We start from the raw sequence: 18,542 nt of genomic DNA, 5'->3' as shown, positions 1-18,542 counted from the left end.
TTCAATCAATCCTATCATTTAACGTCACTCGTCGATGTGATAATAAATTTTATTAACGCCAAGGCCGGAGCCGACATTGATGGTTCCTGTGTATTCCCCTGCTTCATTTTTCTCCCCCTTACTCACACCAATAATATAGATATAAGGGTCTTCACCAGAATCTGGCGCTGGGATAACTATTTGCGGTGTATCAGGCACTCGTTCGCCTAACTCGTAATATAGGAAATCATGGGTTCGCGTCCCTTTATGTAAATCGAACACATATAGTCTTCCCTCACCAGATGCTGTACAAACGGTTTCTGATACCCCCTGAGCTGGCGGAACATAAGAAGTAAAATACACTTTACCATCGACAATTAACCCCGCAGTTAGGCTCTTCTCACCAAGTTCGGTGAAATCGTAATACCAGCCTAATTTCTTACCAAAAGCGATATTTTCACTGTCAGTTTCTGGCGCCTTACTAGTGACATTATATAGATCGGCGAGACTTATCGTCGCAGGAATAGCATTTTCACTACCATCAAAACTACGTGTTATCACATTACGATCTTGGATGATGTAGTACATATCATCGGTATCAGTCGAAGACGGACTAGGCCTATTACCACTACCAATGGCAATAGCATCATAAGGGACATTTTGATAGGTTTTAGTGGTGGTTGAAGTTTCCCCCTCAGGCGTCGTTTCTGATACTGTCACTTCAGATATGTTACTAAATACAGTTTGGGCAACAACAGGCTCAGCAAAGAAGCGTCTATCGTTCATCAACGTGCTACCACCTAGTGTCGCAAATTTAAACGCCGTCCAGGTACTCTTATCACTACTTGGCAAGTCCATACGCCAGACATTACCACCAGTATCGGTAGCATAGATTCTATCTGTAGCACCGTCATTGTCACTATCTAACACCGCCACTGAATTTGGAATACTATCACTAATTCCCGGCAGCTGTGTAACACCGCTGCCGCTACTAGCCCCAAAAGTGTGCAATAAAGTACCAAGCTCGGCATCAACAATATAAACATTTCTTCCAAGAGGCGTGGCACTCGGTGTCGTGTCATAGGTGCGATCATAACCACCACCAAAGATAAGAACCGGTTTATCGTAACCAGGAATAGATGTCACAACGGGCTCAGACCAAGTTTGGCCTAACTCAGAAAAACCGGCGCTATCGGGTGAAATACGCCACATGTATCTTGGGCTATCAGGGCTGGTAACATCTACGGCATAATAAGACGATCCTCCTCGCCTCATTCCTGCATAAACCCATACCTTTTCAACCCCGCCAGCACCAGTTTTAACATAGGCAACTGGCGACAAATCCATACCATAAACTGAGTGCCCACCGGATGCGACATTGTCACGTAGCTTACTTACGTTAGGGAGTAGCTCATACGGCATAAACGCCCAAGACTCAGTGACAGACGAGCCGCCATCCTTGAACATGTGCATAAAGCCTTGGTTAGTCCCTAGTAAAATCCGAACATCTGGAGAACCAGCAGAACCGAAATTAATGGCTAACGGTTTAGAATGCAGAGGGTCGCCCATGATATCGACCCGCATATCAGATGTACTTTGGTCGTTATTATCATCGTCGACGTCCTTACCTGCTAACCATTTAAAGGTATTATCAAGTTGATCTTCTGTAGTGTTCATGTACGCCGCAAGATCTGCTGTACTGCCATTGGCAGCATTGGCAACAGTCAGCGACTCTAATGCGCCACCAGAACCTGTATTACTAAGCATACGGCGCGATGTAGCCCCACGTAACATAGCGGCCACGCCTCCACTTTCAACCTTGTTACCATCTTTACCTGCGCTACAATCACTCCAATAAGTACACGCTGTGTCTTTAATGTTGCCATTATCGCCAATCGCTGCAACATTATTTGAATCCACTAAAGTCCCCCCCGAAGTCACTTTTAATTTCTTCAGGTTACCGCTCCATCTAGGCCCCTTGCCAGGCAAGAACATGGCATAATATGCGGCGTCAAAGGTCTGTGTACGGTCAAAATTATTGCTGGCAATACTGGGTGAGGTAAAGCTGGAGTCAATCGCTAAAATCGATGTTAAGGCGTCACTTAACGCACTTTCCAACTCGAGACTATTTTTAGCTGGAAGGTATTTACCACCGCCTCGCTTAGCGGTTTCTTTCAATAGTGGCGCTGCATCATTTGCACCTTCACTAAAACCAATCGTAAAGGTTCGAACATTTTGAAATTGATCTTCGCCATTAGCATCTAATTCATTAATCATGTCGTTATTAAACATGTAACTTGCTAATGCTGGCAGATAGCTAGCAGTACTTAGACCTTCACTAAATGAGGAGTAATCCCCTTCACTACTGACTCCAGAAGCTGACGTAAGCGCGGTGATATCACTGTTAGCAAAAGTATCAACAGTTGGGGAACCATCGGTTATATAGACCACATAAGCGATATCAGGGCACACCTTCATTGGTGAGATATAACTGCCACTGCTTTCAATGCTGGTATCATAAGGTGGGTTATTCGAATGATATTTGTTACCCCCCCCAAAGTTATAATCACTGTCTTTGTGACCATATTTAATACCGCCACCAGAAAAGTATCGGTAAGCTTCAAACAAGGTTTCACACAAAGGAGTGTTAGTATCTGCTGGTAGCATATCAATTGTTGATAGTAAAGACTCTTTTGCTGAGGAGGACATCTTGCGAATACCGGACACAATACGTCCGCCATCGCGATCTCCCTCATAGGGGTAATTGAGATTAAAAACCGCTAAGCCAAAATCCACTGATGGTGTAGATATGACAATATTTTTCATAGCTTCTTTAGCAATCTCTAAACGTGACTTTGGAACCGTTGGTAACTCGCCTCTTTGCACTAGTGTATACCAGCGTAAATAGTTATCGGTATATAAAGTAATAGGCTCACCGGTACCAAAACCTGTGGCCTTTGCAAGCTCTGCCGCATCTGACCACGTAGGGTTACCGCTACTGTCATGGTTATAGGGATAGGCTTTATTATTCACTCTTAATGCATCTACCGGAAAGCCTTGAGCAATGCTATTGGCATTAACAGGGTCGAGCTGCTCAATATCTTCCCAACAGTCAATAAACTCGATATTGGCACCATTGTTATCGGGTACCTCCTCCCAAGTCCCGGTTTTACCTTTAACACTATACTCTCGAAGATAGCCGGTAAAACGACCATACTTATCTAAAGCCTCTTTACTTTGATTACAACCATTAATGGCATCGAGAAACCGCCTTGACTCAGACGGGCTATCTGGCGTCGGTAAGCTGGTATTATCTATGCCACCTTTAGTGAAATACAGCATTCGACCTTGATAGGAATTAGAACTACCTACTGCGGGATACCCGGGAGTGCCATCTGGCTGGACATAATCAGGGTTATAACCACTGGCTTCATCTTCTTCAATGGTTGCCATACTTCCCGAGTTATCAAAAATAATTAACACCTTGGGGCGAGAACCCGTTCTGGTGGAGGACTCAAATACATAAAGTTCAGTATCATCAGCAAAAGTCACGCCAGTCGCTGCAACGGCTGCGAAAATAATCGCAATAAAACACTTGTTAAACATAATTAACTCCCAGTGAGAACCTCTTGCTCTACACCTGCCACCACAGTTAACTGCCCTAAATTGCTACGTCCAAACGTCGCAGCACTGGACACTTCAACTCGTCGGCAACTGATCAGATTTGCAGAATTCGCTCTAGTACTCCTTTGGCAACTCACATCATCCAAGCTTAAAGGAGTTAGCGTATTGGTTACTGATGCCCCTAGGCTATTATCAGTGGTGGTCATCGTCGCATTCATATTAGCCATAGTTGCACCTTCTGAGTTATCAATAACCCGCTCTTGCGCACCATGAGCCGCAGACATCGCCTCTATACGCTCAGAGCCGGCGCCAGCCATTCGCATCGATTGGCTTGAGTTGACCGCGAGGGCTACGCCGATAACAGTCATTATCAGCAAACCGATAAGCGAGAAAAATAACACTAACCCTTGTTGTTTTTTCATTATTCGACCCATCTAATTTCGAATCATCACAGGGTTCTCTAGCACTATGGTGCTTGAAACAACCTTGCGCCTAAAGTTATCACCCGGTGCCGCTATGGTTTTATCGCCTAGAGTGTACTGGGTATTATTGGTATAACTTCTATCCGCCTCTGTCGCCCGGACCAACAAAAACACTCGCATCGAGACTAAACGCTGAAACAACTCGTTGTCCCACATCAAATTGGTCACGTTCTGTACCGGCATGTAGGTGTCTGCGGTATCATCACCATCATTATCAAAACCATAAAGGATCCGAATATTTTCGATGCCCTCTACAAGCTGCTCCTCGTTATTCATGCCGTTATTCACAGATAAGGTTCTGCGACGTAAAACAGGGATATCTCCATCACTACGTATAAAATAGATATGATGCTGATATTCCCAAAACCGCGCATTAGTAATCACTGGCGCTGCTTGTGCGCCGGTGAAGAATGTTGCTTGATTAGCGGTTGTTGCCACGTAATAACGTGCTGGGTTATTGGGCGCTAACGTAGACGGACCAACTAGCCGCTTAATTTGTAAAACATCGGTTCCGGTTTCAACCCCGTTTAAACAAGCAAATGACTGAGCGCTAACGCCTGACTCATAACCCCAAAGCCGACGAAAATGTGCAGGCTGGTTATTAGGTAAAGTCGCATTATTCAATCCACCACCAACACAGTCATTTGCAACTGCGCCAGCTAAAACATCAGTATTATTACCAACAACAAAATCAGTACCGGTCATATCAGCCATAAAACCCAATTGGGTTACATCTCGCTCAATCAGCGCCAAGGCAATACGACCGCTTTCCTGTAGCTGGCTAAACTGACTAGTTGTTGTCACATTGGTTGCCGACATATTAAACATCGCAAAAACACCAGCCGCTAAAAACAAACTAGTGACCATAGCTACCATCAACTCAACAAGTGACATGCCAAATTGTTTACTAGCTGCTATTACCCGGTTAATTCTCATCTAAATAATCACCGTATTAAGCACATAAATGCGTCGTCTATCACTTGCTGTACCACACCCTTTTACAAAACTATTGCTATTATTAGCCGCACCATCTGACACCTCACGAATGCCACGCCAGGCCATAACTACAGTGACTGTGCCATTACCTTGAACTTGCACGCAGGCTGTTGGTGTATCTAAACCACCGACATTTCGCCCACCAACTTGCTCAGCCGCACCTGAGAACAGTTGCTCCCATTGGTAAAGATCCCACTGTCGAGTCTCTGCTGTAGTGCAAATGGCATTGGCCGCAATGGCAACATCACAGGATTTGGCGGGCTCGGATAAATTGCCCGAAAACGTACCTGCATAGTTAGCCAATTGACTACGATTAAGCTTCATACGATTAACAATGTCATTGGCATAATATGAAGCTTGAGTTTGCTGGAACGACTCAAAACTGCCCCGTTTTGCCACCACATGAAGATTAAAAACACCGACTAAACCAATAACTAAGATCACTAACGCTACCATGACCTCGATCAACGAAAAGCCTCTGTCATTTTTTCGCATTAGTGTCAAACCCTCTGAAATCGTCACAATTTTGACTACAAAAAAGTGATTTACTCTTTAAAAATCTTAATCTTAGATATATTTATACTGCATTGGTTAATCATAGATGAGTCAGATGTTACACGCTAGTAATATTAGCGTCTAAAAATCTATTTCATTATAGCCAGACTAAATTTTAAGCAATAAAAAAGGAGCCATAAGGCTCCTTTAATTACAAACTACGATTTAGTTACCTAAGTTCAGCTGGGACCTCAAAAACGGTATCTTCTTTGCGACCTTCAACTTCAACAATAGTACTAGGAGCTAGTTTAGCAATAGCATCAATAACTTGCTTAACCAGTACTTCTGGTGCTGATGCGCCAGCCGTTACAGCAACTTTTGAAATACCAGTAAACCATGCCGCATCGATATCGTCGGCATTATCCACTAGGTATGATTGAGTGCCTTTCTTAATGGCGAGCTCTTTAAGGCGGTTTGAGTTAGAACTATTTTTCGATCCAACCACAATAAACAGGTCGACATTATTGGCAACGTTTCTCACGGCGTCCTGACGATTTTGCGTCGCGTAGCAAATATCGTCCTTTCGCGGCCCTTTAATTGAAGGGAAGCGTTTTTGCAATGACGCAATCACATCGGCAGTATCATCCATTGACAATGTGGTTTGAGTAACAAAGCAGAGGTTTTCAGGGTCTTTAACCTTAAGGTTGGCCACATCTTCAGGTGACTCCACCAATAAGACTCCCCCTTCTGGGTTGTCGTATTGTCCCATGGTACCTTCAACCTCAGGGTGACCAGCATGACCAATCAAAATACATTCTATGCCTTTGCGACTCGCGCGAGTCACTTGTAAGTGTACTTTAGTCACCAATGGACAAGTTGCATCAAACACTTTAAGTCCACGCCGTTTAGCCTCACTGCGAACCGCTTGCGATACGCCATGTGCACTAAAGATAACGATACTATCATCGGGTACTTGGTCTAACTCATCAACAAATACTGCGCCGCGATCTTTTAGGTTTTGCACAACATAACGGTTATGTACAACTTCATGCCTGACATAGATTGGTGGCGAAAATAACTCCAACGCCCTTTCAACAATACTGATAGCACGATCAACACCGGCACAAAACCCTCGCGGGTTAGCCAATTGTATTTGTAAACTGCCCTGCTGTTGGCTCATGGTTATAATACCTCTACAACTTCCAGTTCAAAGGTTACCTTACGCCCTGCTAGCGGATGATTCAGATCAACAGTCACGGAGTCGCCGGCAACCGCTCTCACAATCCCAGGGATCTCACTACCACCAGGTCCTGCGAAACTGACTATGACGCCTTCTTCTAAGGTCATATCCGCAGGAAACTTAGTGCGATCTAAATGATGAATGGCATCAGGATTAGACTCACCAAATGCATCTGATGGGTCTAAGGTAAACGTATGTTTATCCCCTGACTTCAAACCGGCGATTTGTGCTTCAAATGCTGGGCTTAAACTTTCATCACCGATATTTAATCTAGCAGGTTTGCCCGATGCTTTGGTGCTATCGGCCGTTGAGCCGTCTTCTAACACGATATTCATATGACATACTATCGAACGAGGGTCTGTCATCTTGTACTCCTATGCCGCGGGCTTATCTTTTTGAGCTGCATTTTTCTCATCACGATCGCTAATAAATGAATCGATAATTATCAATGCCGCACCAACACAAATCGCTGAATCTGCGATATTAAATGCAGGGAAATGGCTCGTGTTCCAGTAGAAATCGAGAAAATCGACAACAAAGCCATGTTGCAAACGATCAACTAAGTTGCCAAGCGCGCCACCAATAACCAAGGTATAAGCTAAGTTTAGCCGCCACATATCGCTTGGTTGTTTGCGCAGCCAAATAGTCAATAAGGTACTAAAGCCGACAGCAACAAAAGTAAATAACCATCGTTGCCAGCCTCCAGCATCGCTCAAAAAGCTAAATGCAGCGCCATAATTTCTTACGTAGGTGAAGTTAAAAAATGGCAACAACTGAATTGACTCATATAAGTCAAAACTTGCCAGTACCCATTGCTTGGACAGTTGGTCAGCGACAAACACTAACACAACTATCCAATACCAACGTAAGCCACTTTCTTTCCAACTTGATGGCATCGAGACGGGTTCCTTAGGCAAACTGACGAACTTCGCCGTCACCTTCAATGTTAGTGACACAACGCGTACACAACAGTGGGTGCTCAGCGACTTCACCAACATCTTCACGGTGGTGCCAGCAACGATCACATTTCTGCGCAGCAGTCTTTTCAACCAACAGCTTCAAGCCTTCAAGCTCAGTGCTTAGAGCACCATCGCTAGCATCAGCTAACGGAAGTACTTTAGTGTTTGAAGTCAGCAATACAAAACGTAACTCATCGCCTAACACTGCCAAAGACTCAGCTAATTTTTCATCGGCAAATAAGGTCACTTCCGCTTCTAGTGAACCACCAACACGTTGCTCACGACGAGCCTGTTCAATGGTTTTATTCACTTCATCACGCACGGTGATCAAACTCGCCCAATATTCATCGCTTAGGTCGCTATCTAGGGTGATAGATTGCAGGCCGTCATACCAATGCTGGGTAAACACGTATTGCTCGCGCTCCCCAGGTAATAGCTGCCAAATCTCATCCGCAGTGAAGCTTAAGATTGGCGCTATCCAACGAACCATCGCCTCTGCAATCAGATAAAGTGCACTTTGGCACGAGCGACGAGCAACACTGTCACTCTTAGCTGTGTACTGACGGTCTTTAATAATATCGAGATAGAAACTACCTAACTCCACTGAACAGAACTGCATTAACTTTTGCGTGACTAAGTGGAAGTTGTACTGCTCATACGCTTCAAGGATCTCGGCTTGCAACGCGGTCGCACGGCGCACAACCCAACGGTCTAACGCCACCATATCTTCAACAGCGATCATATCCGTCTCAGGGTTAAAGCCGTTGAGGTTAGCCAATAAGAAACGCGCGGTATTACGAATACGACGATAAGCATCAGCGCTGCGCTTTAGAATCTCATCAGAAACAGTCATCTCACCGCTGTAATCGGTTGCAGCTACCCATAAACGCAGAATATCTGCACCTAATTTATTGGTGACTTGCTGCGGCGCAATAACATTGCCCACAGATTTAGACATCTTGCGCCCCTGACCATCGACGGTAAAGCCATGGGTCAATACTTGCTTATAAGGTGCTTTGCCGCTCATTGCAGTAGAAATCATTAATGAGGACATGAACCAGCCGCGATGCTGATCGCTACCTTCTAGGTAGAGATCCACACCATGACCATGATACTCAGGTCGCGCAGCCACAACGGATGAGAAGGTTGACCCTGAGTCGTACCAAACATCTAAGGTATCGGTCACTTTACGATACTGTTCAGCTTCATCGCCTAATAGCTCTTTTGCATCAAGATCCCACCAAGCTTGAATACCTTCTTGCTCTATACGATGCGCCACTCGCTCCATTAAAGAAACACTATCTGGGTGTAACTCTTCTGTTTCACGATGAACAAATAAAGTGATCGGTACGCCCCATGTACGTTGACGCGAAATACACCAATCAGGACGGTTTTCGACCATCTTTTCAATTCGGCTTTGGCCCCAGTCAGGGATCCACTGAGTTTGCTCAATTTCACTGAGTGATTGAGTTCTCAAGCCTTTGTTATCCATAGAAATAAACCACTGAGGTGTGGCACGGAAAATGATTGGCGTTTTATGGCGCCAGCAATGTGGGTAGCTATGGCGATATGCTACATGGTTAAGTAGCGCACCTTTCTCTTTAAGTAATGCAACGACATTGTCATTAGCTTTAAAGACATGCTGGCCAGCAAAGAACTCGGTGTCAGATTTGTAAACACCATTGTCGCCAACTGGGTTAGCAACTTCTAAACCATATTTTTGGCCGATAACAAAGTCATCTTGACCATGACCTGGTGCGGTATGCACCACACCAGTACCTGAATCGATAGTAACGTGATCACCAATAATCACGGGGACATCGAAACTATAAAATGGGTGGTTAAAACGCATTAACTCTAACGCTTGGCCTTGTACGGTCCCCAAAACTTGATGGCTGTCAGCACCAAAACGTTCAACGCAAGACTCAACCAGCGCTTGGGCAACAACAATCGCTGTGCGCTGGCCTTCTTTAACATATTCAACCAAGGCGTAATCGATATCGCCTGCAATGGATAGTGCTCGGTTAGCTGGCAATGTCCACGGTGTAGTCGTCCAAATAACCATCGACACATCAAGGTCTAACGCATCTACACCAAATTTAGCTAATACGGCGTCTTTATCGACTGCACTAAATGCAACATCGATAGCAGGAGATGTTTTATCTTCGTATTCAACTTCTGCCTCTGCTAAAGCAGAGCCGCAATCGGTACACCAGTGCACAGGTTTAACGCCTTTATGCAGGTGACCGCTATCAATCACTTTAGCTAATGAGCGAACGATATTAGCTTCGGTGTCGAAGTTCATCGTTAAGTAAGGGTTTTGCCAGTCGCCTAACACGCCCAAACGGATGAAGTCGTCACGTTGGCCATCAACTTGCTTAGCCGCATATTCGCGACATTTTTGACGAAACTCACCAGCGCTGATTTTGTGACCTGGCTTACCCACTTTTTGCTCAACTTTTAGTTCAATTGGCAAACCATGGCAGTCCCAACCAGGAATATAAGGGGCGTCAAAACCAGATAAGGTTTTTGACTTAATAATAATGTCTTTAAGGATCTTATTGACTGAGTGACCAATATGAATGCTGCCATTGGCGTATGGCGGGCCATCATGGAGAATAAATGGTTTTGCGCCGCTGCGGCTTTCACGAATCTTCTGGTATAAACCATCTTTAGTCCATGATTTCAGCATTTCTGGCTCACGTTTAGCCAGGTTTCCGCGCATCGGAAAATCTGTTTCCGGCAAATTTAATGTAGATTTATAGTCGCTCATTGATCCTATACCATTTATTTAACTAACAGAGCTTAGCCTGCGTCAAAGCCAAGCAGAGCTTTGGCTCTGTCAGCATCATTTTTAATCTGTCGCTTCAGCGCATCTAAAGACTTAAATGGCTGTTCATCTCTAATTTTTGCCACTAACTCAACTTCAACAGTTTTCCCATAAAGGTCGCCATCGAAATCAAATAAATGGACTTCTAACTGACAGGTTTGGCCATTAACTGTGGGCCTAAAGCCGACATTCGCCACCCCTTCATATATATCACTTCCCTGCCAATAAAGCTTCACAGCAAACACCCCACGAACAGGGGTTACTTTGCGTTTTAGGGCAATGTTTGCCGTAGGGAAGCCAATGGTGCGCCCGATTTTCTGTCCATGGGCAACACGGCCAGATAACGTCATCGGGTGCCCAAGTAGCCGCCTAGCTTGCTCCAAGTTACCTTTGGCCAACAACTGGCGAACCTCAGTAGAGCTCACCCGTTTATCACCAAGCAAGAAGCTCTGTGTGCTAACCACAGCAAAACCAAACTGCTCTCCGGCGCGTTTAAGCATGTCAAAATCACCTTGACGTCCATGGCCGAAACAAAAATCATCGCCGACCACTAAATAGCGTACGCCAAGCTTTTTCACCAACAACTGCTCAATAAATGCTTGAGCTGGCATATTGGCAAACTTCTGATTGAAGCTTACACACAATAATCGCTCAACCCCTAGCTCGTCCAACAAGCTAATCTTGTCTCGCAATAAGCTTAAACGAGCAGGCGCATTTTCACCGCGAAACAGCTCTTGCGGTTGGGGTTCAAAAGTCATCACACACGATGAGACCTGAAATTGTTCAGCTTTTTTGACTAGTTTACCGATCACTTCAGCATGACCACGATGCACACCATCGAAATTTCCGATAGTTAGCACGCAACCATGGTGGGAGGGCAAAATATTATGTATACCGCGGATCAGTTCCATTACATTCAATAACTAGCAAGCATAAGTTGGCGGATTATATACCAGCTAGACACGATTATCAGCACTCAAAAGCCAGCTTTCAGTCGCCAAGGTCGAATTCCCATCAAAATCATCGCAATTAGATAGACAAAAGCGGCAGAAAATATGAGTCCGAACAGCCAGTAGACTCGACTAATAAACGCAAATTCTACCCATTGATTAACCGTTGGAAGAAACTGATATATAAACAAAACCATCACAGCAGAAGCTATAAGCGTTTTAATAAAAAACATCACTGTTTGCCCCGTGACTCGATAAACACCTGCTCGGTGTAGACCACGATATAATAAAGTTGCATTTAGTAGTGCAGAAAGTGAAGTTGCAATTGCAAGTCCTACATATCCAAATGGAATCGCAAAAATGAGGTTAAACACCATATTGCTCACCATCGCGATAATGCCATATTTCACCGGTGTTTTGGTATCTTGGCGCGAGTAAAATCCTGGCGCCAGAACTTTAATCATCATAAAGCTCAACAAACCGCTACCATAGGCCATCAAGCTGTATGATGCCATTTCAACATCATCGAGCCCAAAAGCACCACGCATAAACAGCACCATTAACATGGGCTTCGCCAACACAATCAATCCACACATGGCAGGCAGTCCTAGCAGCAATATCGCCTTTACCCCCCAATCCATGGTTTGTGCGAAACCGGCCCCCTCTTCATTGACATGCTTTTTTGATAATGCGGGTAAAATAACTGTGGCAATGGCAATACCAAAAAGCCCAAGTGGGAACTCAAGTAATCTATCTGAGTAATACAGCCAACTAATCGAGCCTGTCACTAGAAAACTGGCGATAAACGTATCGAGCAACAAGTTAATCTGCGACACTGAAACACCAAACAAGGCTGGAATCATCAAGGTTCTAATCTTAACCACCCCAGGGTGATGCCATCCCCAACTGGGTTTAACCAGAGCACGCTCGCGGTAAAGAAAAGGGATCTGAAACAAAAATTGAATCAAACCACCTAAAAAGACCCCAATAGCAAGGCCAATTTCAGGCTTAGCCATGTTAGGTGCGATATATAATGCCGCCCCGATAATGGCCACATTTAAAAACACCGGCGTAAACGCTGAAACAGCAAATCGACCCCGAGTGTTTAAAATAGAACCCGCCAGCGCTGTGAAGGTAATGAACCACAAATAGGGAAAAGTGATTTTCAACATTAACGCGGCTAATTCAAACTTCTCACCATTAGGCTCATCGTTCAACCAAGCTAAAAACCAACCACCACCAAACAACGCCGTTAACAACGGCGAGCCAATGACCCCTAACAAAGTGACCACTGTTATCACTAGCCCTAAAGTACCAGCGACTTTGCTTAGTAGCTGCTGTACTGCTTCATCGGTTTGTTTCTGTTGGTATTCAGTCAGTACCGGCACAAATGCTTGGGCAAAAGCACCTTCGGCAAATAATCGGCGCAGAAAATTAGGAATTTTATTAGCAAAAAAGAACACATCAGCGCTACTTCCGGCGCCCATTAGATTAGCGATAACTACATCCCTAACCAAACCTAATACACGAGAAATCAGTGTCATAGCACTGACAATCATCCCTGACTTGAAAAGTTTGTTGCTCAAAATGCCCCCGAACCAGTGCAGATTATGTACGGGCAAACATCCAGAAATCTCGAATTCCCCCTGTTGCCTAGCCACAAATACTGCTAGAATTGCGCCCATATTACACGAGTTGGGTTGAGAAACGCCAAGTATGAGCGATTAATTTATCTTTAGGATAAACTTTCGATCATTGTCATTGACAAAGTGACAAAAAAAGGGCATATTCCTCGACCTTTAAAAATATCTAACCCTTTTAGGAGTTGCACCTTGGCTAATAGCAAGTCTGCAAAGAAGCGCGCGCTTCAATCTGAAAAACGTCGTCAGCACAATGCTAGCCGTCGTTCAATGTTACGTTCTTACGTGAAAAAAGTAATCGCAGCTATTCAAGCTGGCGATCACAAAGCGGCTACTGAAGCATTTAATGCTGCACAACCAATCGTTGACCGTATGGCGACTAAAGGCCTTATTCACAAGAATAAAGCTGCACGTCATAAGGCTCGTCTAAACGCAAAAATTAAAGCACTTGCTGCTTAATTTTTCGTTTAACGAATTAAAAAAACCGGCTTAAGCCGGTTTTTTTATATCTACAACTTTGTATCGAACTTGTCTTAACCTTCTGATAAGCCGCCTCCCCCCGTCAGCAACACTATCAGTGACCACATCACGATATACACAAATAGCAAAACGCTGACCGAACTATGACGTTCCGCCAGCACCGAGCTATTGCAGGATTAGTGGCAATAGATATTGTTTAATAGCTTGATAATTTCAGAGACTTCTTGACTCTTCAAAGAATAATAAACTGTTTGAGCCTCTTTACGGGTCTCAACCAAATTATCCTTTCTTAACCATGCTAAGTGCTGTGACAGTGCAGATTGACTTAAGCCCAATTTCTTATTCATCTCACCGACACACATCTCTCCTTCACTTAGCAAATAGCATAAGATAAACAATCGACGTTCGTTAGCCAAAGCCTTCAGCAATACAACGGCATGGTCCGCTCGTTGCTGCATTAATTCGATATTCATTACGAGCATTTTCTCCTAAAACAAACCCCGTCCCTAATATAACGTTGCAGCAGAAATATAGTCGGGACATAAAGCACACTTTTTGCTAGATTGTTTTCAAAAATGGGACATACGTAGTAAAAATAAAGGAAACTCATGAAAAGAAGCCCTATAACCGTTCTGTTCGGCCTAATTTTTGTCAGCTTAATTGGCTGCCAACAAACCAACGAACAAGCCACACAATATACCGGTGATGACGCCGTAGCCATCTCCCTTCAGCAGCAAGCTCTAAATTCGAATTTAGCCTATGAGCTGGTCGAATCATTGACCGTAGAAGTAGGCCCTCGTCTTGCAGGTAGCGACAAAGATCTGGTTGCTGTCGAATGGGCAGTAAACAAGCTCAAAGGCCTAGGGTTTGATAAGGTTTACCAAGAAGCCGTTCAAGTGCCTGTATGGGAACGCGGACATGCCAGTGCCAGTGTCACCCACCCATATCCACAACCTTTGGTTATCACTGCACTAGGAGGCTCTGTTGCAACCCCAAAAGCAGGATTACAAGCTGATATCATCCGCTTTGACACTCTTGCTGCACTTAAGGAAGCCAACAGTGAAGATGTAAAAGGCAAAATTGTCTTTATCGATCACAAAACCGAGCGACATAAAACAGGTAAAGGCTATGGCATTACCGTCGGCGGTCGCTCTCGCGGCGCTGTTGCAGCGGCTGAAAAAGGCGCAGTAGGGATTGTGATACGCTCTATCGGTACTGACCATGACCGCATGGCTCACACAGGTATGATGCGCTATAAAGAAGGCGTCGCAAGAATTCCAGCAGCAGCCCTTTCTAGCCCAGATGCAGACCAACTCAACTTAATGCTAAAACGGAGTGACTCGGTTACGATTAATCTTTCCATGTCGCCACAAAGCCATGGTGTTGCCACCTCATACAACGTCATCGCTGAAGTAACTGGTGCAACAAAACCTGATGAGATCGTGCTAATTGGCGCTCACTTAGACTCGTGGGATGAAGGTACTGGTGCCATCGATGACGGCGCAGGGGTTGGTATTGTCACTGCAGCCGGCAAATTGATTCAAGATTTGCCGCAAAAACCGGCTAGAACAGTGCGAGTAGTGCTTTATGCTGCTGAAGAGGTAGGTCTAGTTGGCGGTAAAACCTATGCAAAAGATCATGCAGATGAGTTAGATAAACACTATATTGCTGCAGAGTCAGATTTTGGTGCTGGTCGAATCTATCAGCTCGACTTTAGAGTGAATGAGCAAGTCCTACCGGCACTACAAAACTTAACTGCTGTTATGGCGAATAACGGCGTTGCAAAAGGCAATAATACCGCTTCTGGTGGTCCTGATGTATCAATGCTACCTAACTTAGGAGTACCGGTAGCGTCTCTTCGTCAAGATGGTACAGATTACTTTGACTATCACCATACACCTAACGATACCTTAGATAAGATTGAACCAGCAGCCCTTGCGCAAAATGTCGCAGCCTATGCGCAATTTGCTTACTTAATGGCCCAGTCAGAGTTGCAGCTTCGCCCTATTGCCAAAAAGCAGTAATGATATGTGGAATAAAATAAAAAAGCAGCCTAATTTGGCTGCTTTTTTGTCACTCACTGTTATTGCTCTTCGCGTAAGAACACCGGTGATATGTCAGTCGATTCTGCTTCACTGTAGTAGTAACCGGCTGTATCAAATTGAGTTAAGCCTTCGATAGTATCGATATTGTTGTCCAGAATATATCTAACCATCATACCGCGCGCCTTTTTAGCGTAAAAGCTAATGACTTTATATTGCCCAGCCTTCTTGTCCTTAAAGACTGGCGTAATGATGGTGCCATCAACCAATTTAGGTTTAACCGCTTTAAAGTACTCATTAGAGGCTAAATTAACTAAGATGTTGTCTCCCTGCTCTGCCAATGCTTCATTGACACTTTGGGTGATGGTCTCGCCCCAAAACTGATACAGGTTAGTCCCTTTGGGATTAGCTAATTTGGTGCCCATTTCCAATCGGTAAGCTTGCATCAAGTCCAACGGCCTTAGTAAGCCGTATAATCCAGATAGCATACGCAAATGTTTCTGAGCCCGGTGCAATGCATCAACAGATAATGTTTCAGCATCCAGTCCTGTGTATACATCGCCTTTAAAAGCAAATAGCGCTTGTTTGGCGTTGTCTGGCGTAAATGCCGCATCCCAAGACTCGAATCTCGCAGCATTCAAGCCTGCAATTTTATCACTCACTTTCATCAAAGAAGCGATATCGGCTGGGGTTAATTGGCGACATACATCAATTAGCTCACTGCTATATTCAAGTAAGGTCGGCACCGTATAATCTTTTGTTGGTGCGGGATTTTCATAATCGAGCGTTTTTGCTGGTGATACTAATATCAGCATTGTCTGTCCTTCAAAATCGGCTTCATTGGCTCTATCATAATCTGCGGCATACAAAAAAACCACGCTGATTTAACGTGGTTTTTTAGATAGTTCTAATTCATTTTGTCAATGAGTTAGCTAACCTTAGATTTTAGATGCCTCTGAGGCAACCGTTTCACTATTTGACTGTCCGGTTGGCGCTGATTTACCTTTCCAGATACCGCCCTCTAGACCTTCAATCTCTGGGAACTTAGCAGCATCAAAAGTAGGGTTTACGCCTGTTTTGATCTGTTGTTCATAATCCTTAATAACGGCATAGGCAACTTTTGACAGCATCACAATCGCTGCAATATTGACCAGTGCCATAAGCCCCATCGAGACATCAGCAAAGTTCCACACCAAACTTAAAGAAGCGACCGAACCAGCCATTACCATGCCCAGTACCAATACACGGAAGCTATAAAGCGCTTTCTTGCTCTTGGTTAAGAACATGACATTGCTTTCTGCGTAGCTGTAGTTGGCAATGATAGAGGAGAAGCAGAACAAAATAATTGCAAAAGCAATAAAGTATGCAGCCCAGCCACCCATTTCATTGGTCAATGCTAGCTGTAGTAGACCAATACCTTGCTGTTCACCAGGGTTATCTAACACACCAGAAAGTAAAATAATCGCTGCAGAAGCAGTACAAATAACTAAGGTATCAACAAATACACCAATCATCTGTACAAAGCCCTGAGACGCTGGGTGGTTAGGGTTTGGCGATGCAGATGCTGCAATATTAGCCGCACTACCCATACCCGCTTCGTTCGAGAACAAACCACGAGCAATACCCGCCATCATGGCGCCCATCGCGCCACCAGCAGCTTCTTCCCAACCAAAGGCACTTTTCACAATTAAGCTTAGCGCGGCAGGAACTTGATCGATGTTCATAACCAGCACAACTAATGCAATCGCTAAGTAAGCTACTGCCATTATTGGCACAATGATTTCAGAAGTCTTAGCAACTTTCTTTAAACCACCACAAATAATGTAAGCCGAGAAAGCAACAATAACTAAGCCGATGATGGTTTTGTCGAAACCAAAGGCATTATTGAGCGCATCTGTCATCGTGTTAGCTTGCGCTGCGTTGAAAGCAAAGCCAAACGCGATAATTAATAGGATCGAGAATACTGTTCCCATCCAGCGCTTACCTAGACCACGCTCCATATAATAGGCTGGACCACCACGGAACTGCCCTTCATCATCTTTAACTTTGTATACTTGCGCTAAGGTCGACTCAATAAATGCCGTGGCCATACCGAGTAAGGCAATTAACCACATCCAGAAGATCGCGCCGGCACCACCAACGGTAATCGCAACGGCAACACCAGCCATATTACCGGTACCGACACGAGCGGCCATTGATGTACAAAACACTTGGAATGACGAGATGCCGTTAACCTTTTCACGTCCTTGCACAACCAATTTTGCGCCGTGACCAAACATCCTAAACTGTATAAAACCAAGTTTTAAAGTAAACAACACACCCGCCGCAACGAGCACATAAATAAGTACACTTCCCCACAGCATGCCATTGATAGCGTTAACAGCAGACTCTATGAGTGTAACTAATGATTCCAACATAATATTCTCAGTTCCCATAACAAAACCGGCCAAGCAGGTGCATCCCCATGGCCGGATCTGTTTGATTGATTTTCCTTCCCAAATTGTTCAAAGAATAACGGCGATTTATCTTGTAAACTTGTCCTTATCACTACATTGAGTTAAATGCAGTGTGCCGTATTCGATAAACCAAAATAGCATAGCATTAAAATTACCTCGCGTGATCCCGATCACAGATCTTCTTTTGCGTGACACTGGCTAAACAGGCGTTCACAAATGTAAATCACTGCATTAACACTAGCAACTTAGCATTTACCACCATAAAGTTAACATTTGACCAATTAAATTACTTTCAAAAAGTAAGATATAGAACACACTTTTGTAATAAAATTACAAATATAGTACCGACCAAGAGCTTTGATTAACTTT

15 protein-coding genes are annotated in these 18,542 nt (G+C 44.3%); 2 read left to right on the top strand and 13 right to left on the bottom strand.

Translation table 11 applies throughout. The features are described 5' to 3' along the window. Positions 1–24: 24 nt before the first annotated feature. The 10 genes from ACHUFW_RS01155 to murJ all read right to left on the bottom strand — a co-directional run bounded on the left by ACHUFW_RS01155 (position 25) and on the right by murJ (position 13,141). Entirely contained in the window at positions 25–3,588 is a 3,564-nt protein-coding gene (locus ACHUFW_RS01155) for a pilus assembly protein (protein ID WP_394200477.1), read from the bottom strand. After that, a complete protein-coding gene (locus ACHUFW_RS01150) occupies positions 3,588–4,025 on the bottom strand; it encodes a pilus assembly PilX family protein (protein ID WP_394200156.1) in 438 nt (145 codons plus the stop codon). Before ACHUFW_RS01150 ends, ACHUFW_RS01155 begins: the two co-directional genes overlap by 1 nt. A gap of 12 nt (positions 4,026–4,037) precedes the next feature. Then, positions 4,038–5,021, bottom strand: coding sequence for a PilW family protein (locus ACHUFW_RS01145; protein ID WP_394200155.1), 984 nt, complete (start codon positions 5,019–5,021; stop codon positions 4,038–4,040). Beyond that, positions 5,022–5,576, bottom strand: coding sequence for a type IV pilus modification protein PilV (pilV, locus tag ACHUFW_RS01140; protein WP_394200154.1), 555 nt, complete (start codon positions 5,574–5,576; stop codon positions 5,022–5,024). It lies immediately after the preceding gene. Positions 5,577–5,805: 229 nt separating this feature from the next. Then, entirely contained in the window at positions 5,806–6,756 is a 951-nt protein-coding gene (gene ispH / locus ACHUFW_RS01135; protein WP_394200153.1) for a 4-hydroxy-3-methylbut-2-enyl diphosphate reductase, read from the bottom strand. A gap of 2 nt (positions 6,757–6,758) precedes the next feature. After that, entirely contained in the window at positions 6,759–7,181 is a 423-nt protein-coding gene (fkpB, locus tag ACHUFW_RS01130) for an FKBP-type peptidyl-prolyl cis-trans isomerase (RefSeq protein WP_394200152.1), read from the bottom strand. 9 nt (positions 7,182–7,190) lie between these two features. Continuing rightward, positions 7,191–7,712, bottom strand: a complete 522-nt coding sequence (gene lspA, locus ACHUFW_RS01125; protein WP_394200151.1) for a signal peptidase II — start codon at positions 7,710–7,712, stop codon at positions 7,191–7,193. A gap of 13 nt (positions 7,713–7,725) precedes the next feature. Continuing rightward, positions 7,726–10,548: an isoleucine--tRNA ligase gene (ileS, locus tag ACHUFW_RS01120; protein ID WP_394200150.1), complete on the bottom strand. Its 2,823-nt coding sequence runs from the start codon at positions 10,546–10,548 to the stop codon at positions 7,726–7,728. A gap of 32 nt (positions 10,549–10,580) precedes the next feature. Further along, positions 10,581–11,516: a bifunctional riboflavin kinase/FAD synthetase gene (ribF, locus tag ACHUFW_RS01115; protein ID WP_394200149.1), complete on the bottom strand. Its 936-nt coding sequence runs from the start codon at positions 11,514–11,516 to the stop codon at positions 10,581–10,583. Between the two features lie 65 nt (positions 11,517–11,581). Further along, entirely contained in the window at positions 11,582–13,141 is a 1,560-nt protein-coding gene (murJ, locus tag ACHUFW_RS01110) for a murein biosynthesis integral membrane protein MurJ (protein ID WP_394200148.1), read from the bottom strand. A 246-nt stretch (positions 13,142–13,387) separates the two neighbouring features. Between murJ and rpsT the strand changes: the two genes are divergently transcribed. Continuing rightward, complete coding sequence (gene rpsT, locus ACHUFW_RS01105) at positions 13,388–13,654, top strand: 30S ribosomal protein S20 (RefSeq protein ID WP_028772570.1); 267 nt, start codon at positions 13,388–13,390, stop codon at positions 13,652–13,654. A 197-nt stretch (positions 13,655–13,851) separates the two neighbouring features. Here the strand turns inward: rpsT and ACHUFW_RS01100 are convergent, their stop codons facing one another. After that, positions 13,852–14,148 carry an ArsR/SmtB family transcription factor gene (locus ACHUFW_RS01100; RefSeq protein WP_028774842.1) on the bottom strand — a complete coding sequence of 99 codons (297 nt, stop codon included), beginning with the start codon at positions 14,146–14,148 and terminating at the stop codon, positions 13,852–13,854. A 135-nt stretch (positions 14,149–14,283) separates the two neighbouring features. Between ACHUFW_RS01100 and ACHUFW_RS01095 the strand changes: the two genes are divergently transcribed. Continuing rightward, positions 14,284–15,699 (top strand): M20/M25/M40 family metallo-hydrolase, encoded by a 1,416-nt coding sequence (locus tag ACHUFW_RS01095; RefSeq protein WP_394200147.1) that lies wholly within the window; start codon positions 14,284–14,286, stop codon positions 15,697–15,699. Between the two features lie 59 nt (positions 15,700–15,758). Here the strand turns inward: ACHUFW_RS01095 and yaaA are convergent, their stop codons facing one another. Together yaaA and ACHUFW_RS01085 are read right to left on the bottom strand one after the other, a co-directional pair. Further along, on the bottom strand, positions 15,759–16,532 hold the full coding sequence (gene yaaA / locus ACHUFW_RS01090) for a peroxide stress protein YaaA (RefSeq protein ID WP_394200146.1): 774 nt from the start codon (positions 16,530–16,532) through the stop codon (positions 15,759–15,761). Positions 16,533–16,655: 123 nt separating this feature from the next. Beyond that, positions 16,656–18,134: an alanine/glycine:cation symporter family protein gene (locus ACHUFW_RS01085; RefSeq protein ID WP_394200145.1), complete on the bottom strand. Its 1,479-nt coding sequence runs from the start codon at positions 18,132–18,134 to the stop codon at positions 16,656–16,658. Positions 18,135–18,542: the final 408 nt, after the last annotated feature.

This window comes from Shewanella waksmanii (genome assembly GCF_043643685.1).
Taxonomy (GTDB): Bacteria; Pseudomonadota; Gammaproteobacteria; order Enterobacterales; family Shewanellaceae; genus Shewanella; species Shewanella waksmanii_A.
Note: the sequence above shows the minus strand (reverse complement) of the source record. Positions and strands in the feature narration are given on the sequence as shown.

Excerpts from the sequence above, each read along its gene's own strand:
- ACHUFW_RS01150 (WP_394200156.1), bottom strand. The coding sequence starts at position 4,025 with ATGAAAAAACAACAAGGGTTAGTGTTATTTTTCTCGCTTATCGGTTTG.
- ACHUFW_RS01145 (WP_394200155.1), bottom strand. The coding sequence starts at position 5,021 with ATGAGAATTAACCGGGTAATAGCAGCTAGTAAACAATTTGGCATGTCA.
- pilV (WP_394200154.1), bottom strand. The coding sequence starts at position 5,576 with ATGCGAAAAAATGACAGAGGCTTTTCGTTGATCGAGGTCATGGTAGCG.
- ispH (WP_394200153.1), bottom strand. The coding sequence starts at position 6,756 with ATGAGCCAACAGCAGGGCAGTTTACAAATACAATTGGCTAACCCGCGA.
- fkpB (WP_394200152.1), bottom strand. The coding sequence starts at position 7,181 with ATGACAGACCCTCGTTCGATAGTATGTCATATGAATATCGTGTTAGAA.
- lspA (WP_394200151.1), bottom strand. The coding sequence starts at position 7,712 with ATGCCATCAAGTTGGAAAGAAAGTGGCTTACGTTGGTATTGGATAGTT.
- ileS (WP_394200150.1), bottom strand. The coding sequence starts at position 10,548 with ATGAGCGACTATAAATCTACATTAAATTTGCCGGAAACAGATTTTCCG.
- ribF (WP_394200149.1), bottom strand. The coding sequence starts at position 11,516 with ATGGAACTGATCCGCGGTATACATAATATTTTGCCCTCCCACCATGGT.
- ACHUFW_RS01100 (WP_028774842.1), bottom strand. The coding sequence starts at position 14,148 with ATGAATATCGAATTAATGCAGCAACGAGCGGACCATGCCGTTGTATTG.
- ACHUFW_RS01095 (WP_394200147.1), top strand. The coding sequence starts at position 14,284 with ATGAAAAGAAGCCCTATAACCGTTCTGTTCGGCCTAATTTTTGTCAGC.
- yaaA (WP_394200146.1), bottom strand. The coding sequence starts at position 16,532 with ATGCTGATATTAGTATCACCAGCAAAAACGCTCGATTATGAAAATCCC.
- ACHUFW_RS01085 (WP_394200145.1), bottom strand. The coding sequence starts at position 18,134 with ATGTTGGAATCATTAGTTACACTCATAGAGTCTGCTGTTAACGCTATC.